At 66.9% G+C, this 11,733-nt stretch carries 11 protein-coding genes; 6 read left to right on the plus strand and 5 right to left on the minus strand.

The window, feature by feature from the left end; genetic code table 11:
* Positions 1-169: 169 nt before the first annotated feature.
* Positions 170-1,549, minus strand: a complete 1,380-nt coding sequence (locus tag PSA7680_RS03925; RefSeq protein WP_139838547.1) for a WecB/TagA/CpsF family glycosyltransferase — start codon at positions 1,547-1,549, stop codon at positions 170-172.
* Between the two features lie 250 nt (positions 1,550-1,799).
* Here PSA7680_RS03925 and PSA7680_RS03930 point away from each other — a divergent pair, with 250 nt between their 5' ends.
* The 4 genes from PSA7680_RS03930 (at position 1,800) to tig (ending at position 6,868) form a co-directional block, all read left to right on the plus strand.
* Entirely contained in the window at positions 1,800-2,414 is a 615-nt protein-coding gene (locus PSA7680_RS03930) for a response regulator transcription factor (protein ID WP_085867359.1), read from the plus strand.
* Between the two features lie 210 nt (positions 2,415-2,624).
* Positions 2,625-4,076 (plus strand): GumC domain-containing protein, encoded by a 1,452-nt coding sequence (locus PSA7680_RS03935; RefSeq protein WP_085867360.1) that lies wholly within the window; start codon positions 2,625-2,627, stop codon positions 4,074-4,076.
* The gene (locus tag PSA7680_RS03940; RefSeq protein WP_245824435.1) at positions 4,073-5,416 is read left to right on the plus strand and encodes an O-antigen ligase domain-containing protein; all 1,344 of its coding nucleotides are present in this window, start codon (positions 4,073-4,075) and stop codon (positions 5,414-5,416) included. The genes PSA7680_RS03935 and PSA7680_RS03940 overlap by 4 nt, the downstream gene beginning before the upstream one ends.
* A gap of 120 nt (positions 5,417-5,536) precedes the next feature.
* On the plus strand, positions 5,537-6,868 hold the full coding sequence (gene tig / locus PSA7680_RS03945) for a trigger factor (protein WP_085867361.1): 1,332 nt from the start codon (positions 5,537-5,539) through the stop codon (positions 6,866-6,868).
* 376 nt (positions 6,869-7,244) lie between these two features.
* Here the strand turns inward: tig and rplI are convergent, their stop codons facing one another.
* Genes rplI through rpsF form a run of 3 tightly spaced genes read right to left on the minus strand, consistent with a single transcriptional unit; the run spans position 7,245 to position 8,493 of the window.
* Positions 7,245-7,871, minus strand: coding sequence for a 50S ribosomal protein L9 (rplI, locus tag PSA7680_RS03950; RefSeq protein WP_085867362.1), 627 nt, complete (start codon positions 7,869-7,871; stop codon positions 7,245-7,247).
* Between the two features lie 12 nt (positions 7,872-7,883).
* Positions 7,884-8,111 (minus strand): 30S ribosomal protein S18, encoded by a 228-nt coding sequence (rpsR, locus tag PSA7680_RS03955; protein WP_085867363.1) that lies wholly within the window; start codon positions 8,109-8,111, stop codon positions 7,884-7,886.
* Between the two features lie 28 nt (positions 8,112-8,139).
* Positions 8,140-8,493, minus strand: a complete 354-nt coding sequence (gene rpsF / locus PSA7680_RS03960; RefSeq protein WP_085867364.1) for a 30S ribosomal protein S6 — start codon at positions 8,491-8,493, stop codon at positions 8,140-8,142.
* 402 nt (positions 8,494-8,895) lie between these two features.
* On the opposite strand from rpsF, the gene PSA7680_RS03965 reads away from it, so the two are divergent.
* Complete coding sequence (locus PSA7680_RS03965; protein ID WP_139838549.1) at positions 8,896-9,585, plus strand: hypothetical protein; 690 nt, start codon at positions 8,896-8,898, stop codon at positions 9,583-9,585.
* 121 nt (positions 9,586-9,706) lie between these two features.
* Positions 9,707-10,297, plus strand: a complete 591-nt coding sequence (locus tag PSA7680_RS03970; protein ID WP_085867366.1) for a YceI family protein — start codon at positions 9,707-9,709, stop codon at positions 10,295-10,297.
* An 82-nt stretch (positions 10,298-10,379) separates the two neighbouring features.
* Here the strand turns inward: PSA7680_RS03970 and PSA7680_RS03975 are convergent, their stop codons facing one another.
* Entirely contained in the window at positions 10,380-11,594 is a 1,215-nt protein-coding gene (locus tag PSA7680_RS03975; protein WP_085867367.1) for a cytochrome b/b6 domain-containing protein, read from the minus strand.
* Between the last annotated feature and the right edge of the window lie 139 nt (positions 11,595-11,733).

Below are 11,733 nucleotides of genomic sequence, written 5' to 3' on the forward strand. Positions count from 1 at the left end.
ACAGCGGCGAGATCACCGCCCATTCCGCATCGCTCACATCGTGTCTGCCCGTCATGCTCACCTCCGTTTCCGAAAGTGAATCATCACACCGCCAAAAACGGAATCCCGTTTATGAGTTCACGACCTAGGGGATGGCACTGCCGCTTTGCGGATCCGGCAGGCGGCGCGCTCAGTAGGCGCCGCGCCCGGAAATCACGGTGCGGAAGGTGAGACCGATCAGCAGCAGATCCAGCAGCAGGCTCTGGGAGCGCACGTAGGCCACGTCCATGTCCACCATGCGCTCGAAGCCGATGTCGGCCCGGCCGGAGACCTGCCAGAGCCCGGTGAGTCCCGGCTTCACGCGCAGCCGCTCCAGCGCCTCGGGCGGGTAGGCGGCGACTTCCTCCTGAAGGGCGGGGCGGGGGCCAACGATGGACATGTCGCCCTTCAGCACGTTCAGGATCTGGGGCAGCTCGTCCAGCGAGTAGCGGCGGATGAAGCGGCCGATGCGGGTGACGCGCGGATCGCTCTTGCTCTTGAAGCAGATGCCTTCGCGGTCCGAGGTGGCCAGCAGGGCGGCGCGGCGCTCCTCGGCATCGACATACATCGAGCGCAGCTTGTAGAGGGTGAAGGTCTCGCCGTCCTTGCCCACGCGCGTCTGGCGGAACATGGCGGGGCCGCGGCTCTCGAGCCGGATGGCGATCATCAGCGGAATGAAGATCGGCACCAGGATGGCCAGCGCGCCGAGGCTGACGGCGATGTCGAGCAGGCGCTTGGGCGAGACGCGCGCGGCGCGCGCCTTCAGGGCCGCTCCGGCGGCGCGGGCCAGGAAGGTGGCGTTGCCGACCAGGTAGCGCTTCGCCATGCGGCGCGGCTCCATCGCCAGCCGCCAGGCCCATTCCATGCGGGCGGCGCGCACCGGGCGCGGAGCCCGGCGCACGTTGCCTGCCCAGAAATCGAAGAGCGCGCCCACGCCGATGGTGATCCGTGCGTTCAGCAGCGGGGCGAAGCGATCCATCCACAGCTCCTGCCGTGGCACACCCATGGCGACGAGCACGATGTCGGCCCCGCTGTCGTTGATCGCGGCGATGGCGCCGGTGGCGTCTTGCGCGCCGCCGTAGCCGTCGCGGGTGCCGGCGATGCGCAGGCCGGGCACGGCGGCGGCGATGGCCTCTGCCGCGCGTTCGGCGGTGCCGGGCCTGCCGCCGAAGAGAAAGACGCTCATGCCCCTTGCCGCGGCCTCGCGCATGATGCGCGGTGTCAGATCGGTGCCGTTCAGGTTCTCGGCGATGCGCGCGCCCTTCATGCGGGCGGCGATCTCAACGCCGATGCCGTCGGCCAGCACCAGATCCGCCCGCGAAAGCGCCTTTGCGTAGGCGCCGTTCCGCGCGGCGGTGTTGGCGCAATGGGCATTCAGGAAGCAGACACGCCGCCGGCCGGGCGCGAAGATCGCTTCGATCGCCTGGGGAGCGGTGACATTGGCAAGCGTGGTGCCAAGGATCTCCACCTCCGGCCGCTGGGGGAGCGGCGTGTCTGCATGGGGAACAAGATACTCGTGACGCATTTCCATGGGGTGAACTCCGTTTCGTTGCACCCTTTCTGCCAGCCCGCGCCCCGCGCCGCGGCCTATCGGGCGGACATCGGCGCGCCAATGCGGCTGGCCGGGGCTTCCGGGCGGATCGTTGCTTTCCCCATTGGTCAAGCACGCCCATCCGATCGGATAGGAAAGCGACGCCCGTTAACGGAATTTTCCTGTTTCTCCGGCAGAAACGGGCTAAACTCCGCCAAGAGTTTCAACCGCGAAAACAATGGGCAGAGCCTTGCGAATCCTTATTGCAGACGATCACGATCTCCTGCGCGACGCGCTTGTCGCATTCATGCAGAACGAAGATGGGCTCGAAACCCACACCGCCGCTGATCTCGAAGGCGCCTGCAAGCTGATCGACGGGGATTACACCTATGATCTGGTGCTTCTCGACTACAACATGCCCGGCATGAACGGGCTGGAGGGGCTCAAGAAGGTTCTCGCCATGAACGGCGTGCACCGCGTGGCGCTGATCTCCGGCGAGGCCGATCGCAGCGTGGCCGAAGCCGCGATGGAGCAGGGGGCCATGGGCTTCATCCCCAAGACTCTGCCGGCCAAATCGCTGGTGAACGCGATCAAGTTCATGGCCATGGGCGAGAAATACGCGCCGCTCGATTTCATGACGGCTGCCCCGGAAGAAAACGACAACGCCCTGCTCAAGAAGCTCACCGAGCGCGAAACGCAAGTGCTGCGCGGGCTGACCGAGGGCAAATCCAACAAGGAGATCGCGCGGGACCTGGATCTCTCCGAGCCCACCGTGAAGCTTCACGTCAAGACTCTTTACAAGAAGCTGAACGTCGCCAACCGCACGCAGGCCGCGCTGGTGGCGCGGGACGCGGGGGCTTTCTGACACTTTTTTGCCTGTTTCGCCAGAAACTGGCACGCGCCCACCCGGGCGAGCGCTTCCCGCTTTTTGGAGAACGGGTCGAATAGTTTTTCATTACCCAACCGGATAGGCCGCCTAGGCCAATGCCTCGCCGGGCCTCCGCCCGGGATCACGCGCCGCGCCGTCTGAACTGGCAGAACGGGGCCATCCCGAAGCCAGAAAGCCAGTGCCCCGATGATGAAAGCCCGGATCCCCGCCGCAGAAGACGCCACCCCCGTCCCTCCGGCCAGATCGCGCAGGCGCAGCCTGTTCTGGCGCTACACGCGCTACCTCGTCGTCTTCGCGCTGTTCGCCGGCGGAGTCTGGGTGCCGATCATCGGCTACCTCAAGAGCGTGCCGCCCACCTATACCTCCCAGGCCAGCCTGATCCTGCCCGGCGCCGGGGTGTCGGCCTCCGTCAACCTCGACAGCATCGGGCAGGCCTCCTCCTATGCGTCCTCGGCCTTCGCCAACAACTCCGTCAGCCCCACGGAGACCTACAAGCGGCTGCTCTCGGCCGACCGCATCCGCGCCGACGCCGCCGAGCGTCTGGGCATTCCCTTCCCGGCCTTTGCGCGCCCGCGGGTGGAACTGGTGGATCAGACCGGCCTCATCAACATCGAGATCAAGGGCGCCTCGCCCGAGGAAGCCCGCGCGCAGGCCGAAGCCCTGCTGGCCACCTTCTTCGCCGAACTGGACCGCCTGCGCAGCGATGATCTTGAAGTGCGCGAGCAGAGCGCCGTGGCCGCCATCGAGGAATACCGCAGCTCCGTCACCGCCACGCGCGAATCCGTCACCCGGCTGCAAGGCGAGACCGGCTTTCTCTCGGACGACCAGTTCGCCGCCCAGGTGGTGGAGAACGACAAGCGCCGCGCCGAGCTTGCCGCCCTTCAGGCCCGGCTTCAGGATCGCACAGCCTACGTGGCGGCGCTGGAAAAGGCGCTCGGCATGAGCGCCGCGCAGGCGGCCCGCGCGCTGGACCTGGCCGCCGACGAGGAATACATGGCGCTCAAGAAGGACGCCTCCGAGAAGGCCGCCCTGCGCGCCGAGGCCGCCTCCACCTACGGCGCGCGCCACCCCAAGATGATCGCCGCCACCAGCACCTACGAGCAGGCCGCCGAGGCCGCGCTGACCAAGGCCGTCGCCATCACCGGGCTTTCGCCCGCGCAGGCCCGCCGCCTGAACCTCTCGCAGGAGGGCGACCGCACCGCGCTGATGAGCGATCTGCTGCGGGGCGAGGCCGAGCGGGCGGGTCTCGCGGCCCAGTATGAGGTGCTCGCCGCGCGCTACGAGGCGGAACGCATCCGGCTTGAGAAGGCGGCGCCGGCCGCCGCCCGTCTGAAGGACACGCAGCGCGATTTCCAGGTCGCCGAGGCCGTCTTCGCCTCCGCCATCGCGCGGGCGCAGTCCTCCAAGGTCGATATCTTCGCCTCCTATCCGCTGGTACAGGTGCTGGAGAACCCGACGCTGCCCGAAGAGCCCTCTTCGCCGCGCAAGAAGCTCGCGATCGCCGCCGGCGGCGCCGCCACCACCATGATCCTGATCGCGCTGGGCCTTGGCTGGGTGCGCCGTGGGATCATCCGCTGGCTCACGACGCCGGGCAACACCGCCGCCGTGGCCACGCCGGCCGAAGGTGCAAGCGCATGATGGGGTTCTCAACCTTTGCCCCGGCCAACCCGGCCGAGCGCATGGTCTACCGCACGCTGGCCTGGACCTGGCCCTTCTACGGGCTGGGCGCGCTCTACCTCGTGGGGCCGGTGCTGGCCTGGCTGCTGGGCGGCCTGGCGGCGATCGCGCTCTACCTCGGCCCGGCGATGCGCAGCGATCTGCGCGCTAGCCCGATCCCGCCGGTCGTCTGGGCCTGGATCCTCGGGATGCTCGCCATGCTGGTGATCCTCTGGGTGGGCCATGTGAACTTCGGCTTCGGGCTGAAGCAGACGATCAAATCCTCCATCGGCTGGGCCAAGGGCTGGGCGCTGATGGCGCTGTTTCCGCTCGCCGGCGCGGTGCTTCCGATCCGCCGCGAGGCGCTGGTGCGGGCGCAATGCGTGGTGGGGCTGTGGACGCTCTGCCTGGTGCCGATCCTCTTCGTCGCGCCCTACATCGGGCTGCCCGAACGCATCTTCACCTCGCCGCTCAAGGCGGTGGGCGGGCCGGGGCCTGAGTATTTCAGCGTCTACTTTTTCACGTTTGACCCGGCCAGCTGGCAGCCGCGCTGGCAGTTCTACGCGCCGTGGTCGCCCTTCGCCGCCCTTCTGGGCGTGATCATGATCCTCTTCGCGCTGGAAGAGAAGGATCGCCGCTGGCAGGCGGCTGGCCTTGCCGCGGGCGTGCTGATGGTGCTGGCCTCGCGCTCGCGCATGGGGCTCGTGGGACTGGTGGGCTGCACCCTGCCGCCGCGCCTGCTGCCGCTGGTTGCGCGCAGCTGGGCCTGGATGGCGCTGGCCGGGCTCACCGTGGTGGCCTCGATGTTCTCCGACGGCATCGCCACCGCCATCCGCAACGTCATCTACAAGTTCAAGAACGCCCGCGCCGACAGCACCCGCGTGCGCGCCACGCTGCAGCGCATCGCCGAGGAACGCTGGCGCGAGGAGGCGGTGTGGTTCGGCCACGGCCGCGTCGCGCCGGGCAGCCACATCGTGGAATACATGCCCATCGGCAGCCATCACACGTGGTATGGGTTGCTGTTCGTGAAGGGCATCACCGGGGTCTTCGCCTTCCTGATCCCGCTTCTGTGGAGTGCCTCGCTGGCCATCGTCGATGCCGCGCGGGGCGCGCGCGGGCGGCTGCCGCTGGGCATCGTGCTCGTCTGCGTGCTGCTGTCGATGGGGGAGAACATCGAGATCGAGGCCTACCTGATCTGGCCCGGGCTGATGATCCTGGGGATTCACGCCCGAGAGATCGCCGCCGAGAAGCGCGCCCGCGGGGCGGGGCGTGCAGGCCATCGAGCCGCCGTCGCGGCGGGCCCGGCGCCGCAAGCCGCCTAGCTGCGGCGCGGGGGCGCCTTTTCCCTTGCGCGCCGGCAACAGCGGCAATAGAAGGGCCTCTGATTTTAAAGGAGCCCCGCCGCAATTCCTTCGCGGCCCGGCCAAGACGAGGACGACGAAATGCAGGTCACCGAGACCCTGAATGAAGGCCTGAAACGCGCCTACGCCATCACCATCGGCGCCGACGAGCTGGACGCGAAGGTCAACGAGAAGCTGGCTGAAGCCCGCCCGGAGATCGAGATGAAGGGCTTCCGCAAGGGCAAGGTGCCGATGGCGCTGCTGAAGAAGCAGTTCGGCCCGCGCGTTCTGGGTGAAGCGCTGCAGGAAACCATCGACGGCGCGATGAACAAGCACTTCGAGGAAACCGGCGACCGCCCGGCGCTCCAGCCCGAGGTCAAGATGACCAACGAGGCATGGAAAGAGGGCGACGACGTGGCCGTCGAGATGTCCTACGAGAAACTGCCGGAGATCCCGGAAGTCTCCTTCGACGACATCACCCTCGAGAAGATGGTCGTGAAGGCCGATGACGAAGCCATCGACGAGGCGCTGAAGAACCTCGCCGAGACCGCGCAGAACTGGGAAGACCGCAAGTCCAACGCGAAAGCCCAGGACGGCGACCAGGTGACGATCGATTTCGTCGGCAAGGTCGATGGCGAGGCGTTCGAAGGCGGCTCCGCCGAGGACTACCCGCTGGTGCTGGGCTCCAACTCCTTCATTCCGGGCTTCGAAGATCAGCTCGTGGGCGCCAAGAAAGGCGATGAAGTCGAGGTGAAGGTCTCCTTCCCGGCCGACTACCAGGCCGAGCACCTCGCCGGCAAGGACGCCGTGTTCGAGTGCACGATCAAGGCCGTGAAGAAGCCGGTTGCCGCCGAGATCAACGACGATCTGGCCAAGCAGTTCGGCGCCGAGGACCTTGCCGCGCTGAAAGCCCAGATCGCCGAGCGCCTGGAAGCCGAATACGCCGGCGCCTCCCGCGCGGTGATGAAACGCGCCCTGCTGGACGCTCTGGACGCCAAGGTGTCCTTCGAACTGCCGCCGAGCCTGCTGGACGCCGAGGCCAAGCAGATCGCCCACCAGCTGTGGCACGAGGAAAACCCGGACGTGCAGGGCCACGACCACCCGGAAATCGAGCCGACCGAAGAGCACATCAAGCTGGCGTCCCGCCGCGTGCGCCTCGGCCTGCTGCTGGCCGAACTGGGCCAGAAGGCCGAAGTGCAGGTCACCGATTCCGAGATGACCCAGGCCATCCTGAACCAGGCCCGCCAATACCCGGGCCAGGAGCGCGCCTTCTTCGAATTCGTGCAGCAGAACCAGCAGATGCAGCAGCAGCTGCGCGCGCCGATCTTCGAGGACAAGGTCGTGGACTACATCTTCGAGCAGGCCAAGGTGGAAGAGAAGGAGGTCTCCAAGGACGATCTCCAGAAGGCCGTGGAAGCTCTGGACGACGAATGATCCTTCCGCCCATCGGGCAAGGACGACAAAGGCCGCCTTCGGGCGGCCTTTTCTTTTGGGAACCTGGGGGCGGGTTGCGGCCTTTGCACTCAAGGGGCAGCCGGGCGCTGGCCGGGCGGGGCGATCGCCCTAGGTGCCCCGGTGACAGCGCGAACCAAAGGGAGAGACACGCATGTTCAAAGGTCTTGGATTGTCCATCACCATCATCACCGCGGCCATGGTCGGCCTGCCGATCCTGTTCCTCCAGGCGATCTGAGGGAAGGGGAGCGCGGCGCGGCCGATCTTCCCGATCCGTCCGGCGCCCGGAGTCAGGCGCCCGGAACGAAAACAGCCGCCCCGAGGGGCGGCTGCTCTTGTTTCAGCGAGGGGCGACGCCTCAGGCGTTGTCTTCCTCGGCGGTCTCTTCCGCGGCGGCTTCGGCGGCCGGGGCGAGATCGTCGTCGGAAGCCGCGGCGCCGATGTCTTCGAAGAGTTCGGCGATCTCGAACTCCGCTTCGGCTTCAGCTTCGGCGGCGAGCTCCTGGATGGATTTGCCGGAGGCTTGCAGCTCGGCTTCCTCGGGGGAGCGGGCCACGTTCAGCTCGATCTCCACGCTCACTTCCGGGTGCAGGACGACGGACACGGTGTGCACGCCCAGTTCCTTGATCGGGGAGGCGAGGACGACCTGCTTGCGCTCCAGGGAGAACCCTTCGGCGGTGGCCACTTCGGCGACGTCACGCGGGGTGACGGAGCCGTAGAGGGCGCCGGCGTCGGAGGCGGAGCGGATCACGACGAACTGCTGGCCAGCCAGCTTCTCGGCGAGGGCTTCGGCCTCTTTCTTGGTTTCCAGGTTGCGGGCTTCCAGCTGGGCCTTCTGCGCTTCGAACTGGGCGATGTTCGCCTCGGAAGCGGTGAGGGCCTTGCCTTGCGGCAGCAGGTAGTTGCGGGCGTAGCCGGCTTTCACGTCGACGACATCACCCATCTGGCCAAGCTTGGCCACGCGCTCAAGAAGGATAACTTGCATCTGAGTTTCTCCTTATTTCACGGCGTAGGGCAGCAGGGCCAGGAAGCGGGCGCGCTTGATGGCGCGGGCCAGCTCACGCTGTTTCTTGGCGGAAACGGCGGTGATGCGGGACGGCACGATCTTGCCACGCTCGGAGATGTAGCGCTGCAGAAGGCGGGTGTCCTTGTAGTCGATCTTGGGCGCGTTCTCACCGGAGAACGGGCAGACCTTGCGACGACGGAAGAAGGGTTTGTTGGCCATTTCTGGGATCCTTTCCTAAGCCTTCAGATCAGCGGCGCTCGCGACGGCCGTCGCGTTCGTCACGTTTCTGCATCTGGACGGAGGGGCCTTCGGCGTGCTCGTCGACCTTGATGGTCAGGACGCGCATCACGTCGTCATGCAGGCGCATCAGGCGTTCCATTTCCTGAACGGCCGGTGCCGGGGCATCGGTTTTCAGGAAGGCGTAGTGGCCTTTGCGGTTCTTGTTGATCTTGTAGGCCATCGTTTTGACACCCCAGTACTCGCTCTCGACGACCTTGCCGCCGTTGTCTGCGAGGACGGTGCCAAAGTGCTCGACAAGGCCTTCGGCTTGCGCGTTCGAAAGATCCTGGCGCGCAATGAAAACATGCTCATAGAGGGGCATGTGAACTCCAGTCATTTGAGGGCGCACTTCATAGGGCTGTGTTGGGCCTGACACCCTTCCGCGACCCGCCCACGAGAGGTAGCGCCGTATCCGATGAATGCGGAAAGGACGCAGCCTTATACACCCACCACCCCGTGATGCAAGCCGCAAATCCGCCGCTTGCGCCTTTTCTGCAAGGGCGCGCGCCCCGGCGCGCAGCAGGGGGCTGGCGGCTCCGAGAAAGCGCGCCGCCGGCCCGGCGCCCGGGCGCTGAATTTCGCCGCGTTCAGGCCCCCTCCAGGCCCCGGCGGGCGCCCCGGCACCGGCCGGAAATGGGGCGGCGGCGTGCCGGGGCGTCCCGAAGAAGAACCGCGCGCGCCCCTTTTTCGCCCGTTTCGATGGGCAACGTAAGGTCAATGAAACGTGAAATTGCGTCTTTCGCAGAACTGGACAGTGGTCATGGTTGCTGAAAACGAAAACATCTTCGTCGACGAGGCGGAACTAATGAAAAAGCCCTGGGTGCGCGTGGACGACACCTACTGGGGCTGCATCGTGCGCTCCTATTCGGGCACGCATTCCTTCAACAACATCCTGCGCGGCACCTGTGGCTTCGTGGGGCTGGTGCTCGTGTTCACGGCGCTCGGCTTCTGGCTGCTGCCGGGCTCGCTTCTGACGAGCGACGTGGCGGTGATGAAGTTCCTGTCTTCCTCCTCGCTCTGCATCTCGGGGCTGCTGTTCCTGTGGTTCGCCAGCCAGGAAACCCGCCGCGAAGTGCACATCGACCGCGCCCGCAGCGAGATCCGCGAAGCGCTGCGCAATTCGCGCGGCAACGCCTTCATGCTGCGCCGCTACGCCTTCGAGGACATCGGCAGCGTCTTCATCGAGCGCCCCTCCTACGAGGGCGGCCCCTCGCGGCTGCTGCTGCGCTACCGCAACACCTCGCAGGTGATCTCCATCGCCGTGGCCGACGAAAGCAAGCTGGTGGCCCTGCGCGACCGCCTCGCGAAGGACATCCTCGGCGTCTCCAAGCCGGCCTCGGCCATCTCGCCGGCCGCCGCCGCCGGCAAGAAGCCGCGCCGCTTCAAGGTGCAATCGCCCAGCCGGGTGATGTGAGGCCCCGAACGCGGGATTTCTGTTCAAAATGGAACAGGCCCTGTGAGCGGGTGAAGACTTGAGAACAGCGGGAAAGGCACGATTTTTGTCGTGTCTTTTCTTTTGCTTGCAAGGAGCACCCATGAAACGCATCGCCCTGGCCACCTCGGCCCTCATCGCCCTCTCCGCCGGTTCCGCGCTGGCCGAACCGGTGAGCTACGAACTGGACCCGAGCCACAGCCAGATCCTGTTCAGCTACGATCACTTCGGCTTCTCCACCACCTACGGCATGTTCTCGGGCTTCGAGGGCGAGATCTCCTTCGACCGCGAAGATCCGGCCAACTCCTCCGTGTCCGTCTCCTTCCCGGTGAAGACGATGCTCACCGGCTGGGAAGGCCGCTTCCAGCATTTCATGTCGGCCGATTTCTTCGATGCCGACGACTCCGAGCTGGTGACCTTCGTCTCCACCGGAATCGAGGTGACGGGCGAGACCACCGCCAACATCACCGGCGATCTGACGCTCAACGGCGTGACCAAGCCCGTGGTGCTGGATGCTGTGCTGAACGGCGAGGGCGTGAACCCGATGACGAACCAGACCTGGGCCGGTTTCAACGCCACCACCACCCTGCTGCGCAGCGATTTCAACCTCGGCGCCTTCGCGCCGATGGTGAGCGACGAGGTGCAGATCACCATCTCCATCGAGGCCGGCGTGGCCGAGGGCGAAGGCTCCTGAGGCTCGCCACGGCTTGAAAGACCGGAGGCCGCCCGATCGGGCGGCCTCTTTCGTTCTGCATGCTGATCTGGCGGCGGGCCGGCTACGGCGCCTTCCTGGCCACGAGATCCACCTTGATCTCCACGCCGAAGGCGAGGGTCTGCTCGTCGGGCAGGTTCGCACCGATCCCGAAATCGCGCCTGTCGGTGCGCACGGTGGCTTCCATCTCCGCGCGCCCCTCTTCGACGCGCAGGGTGAAGGGCAGATCCAGCGGGGCTTCCACGCCGCGCAGGGCAAGGGTGCCCACGGCGTCATATTGGCCGTCACCGAGCGCGAGGATGTCGGCGGAATAGAGGGCCGTGGGGAAGCGCTCGGCATCGAAGAAATCCGGACCCATGGCCTGCTCCGTCACCCCGCCCAGCGTGAGGCTCGGGATCCGCACCGACACCTCGACGCTGCCGGCGAGCCCGTCCTGCACCGTTTCGTCGAAGTCGATGGTGGCCGACCAGTCGCTGAAGGCCCCTTTCACCGGCTTGCCGAACTGGGTGACGGTGAGCGCCAGCGTGCCGCTTTCCACCTGCCAGTTGCCCGCCGGCCGGGCGGAGGTCTGCGCGGCCGGGGCGGGAGCCGCCTGCGGGCCGGCCTGCGGCCAGGACAGCGCGCTTGCGGCCAGCAGGGCGGCGGCATAGGCGGCGACGGCGGCGAGCGCCGGGGCGCGCGAATGGCGGCCGGCGGCAGGCGCAGGGCCGCGCGGGGCGGCGCCCGGGCTCATGCGGCGCAGGGTGTCGTCCTTGTCGATCACCGCATGTTTGAGTGCGCCGGCGAGGTGCAGCAGGAAGGCCAGCAGCAGCACCTTGGTGAGCACCTCGTGCCATCCGGAGAACAGGTGGGCCAGCGCCTCGTTCTTCGGCACGAAGGGAAGGGACTGGCCGAAGGGCCACCAGATCGGCGCGAATCCCTCGGTGGCGGCGTGGTGCAGCCAGCCGGAGAGCGGCACGAAGACGAGCGAGAGGTAGAGCAGCACGTGGACGGCTTCGGCGAGGAAGGTCTCGGCGCGTTTCTCCGGGTGCAGCGGCAGGGGGCGGCGCTGGGTGGCCGTCCAGGCCAGGCGGGCGAGCGCCACGAAGAAGACCGTCACGCCGAGCGTCTTGTGCAGCGAGAACAGCCACGCCTTGCGCGCCAGCTGCTCGCCGGTGTCGAAAGGAAGGCCGTTGGCGATCTGGCCGATCGGAAAGGCGGTGAGGATCAGCAGGGCGGTGATCCAGTGGAAGGCCTTGGAGATGCTTCCGTAGCTGTCTGCCGTGTTCGTGGTGGGCATGGTGTCCTCGGTTTGCGCGTTCGCTCCGCCTTTGGGCGGGCTTTCGGCTGCAAGGTAGTGCGCCAGGCGGCGGACCGGAATGCGCCTTGGTGCAGATCTTCTGTGCGGCAGAGCGAAAGGCGGTGGTGGCGGGGGCGTG

Source organism: Pseudoruegeria aquimaris (genome assembly GCF_900172235.1).
Taxonomy (GTDB): domain Bacteria; phylum Pseudomonadota; class Alphaproteobacteria; order Rhodobacterales; family Rhodobacteraceae; genus Pseudoruegeria; species Pseudoruegeria aquimaris.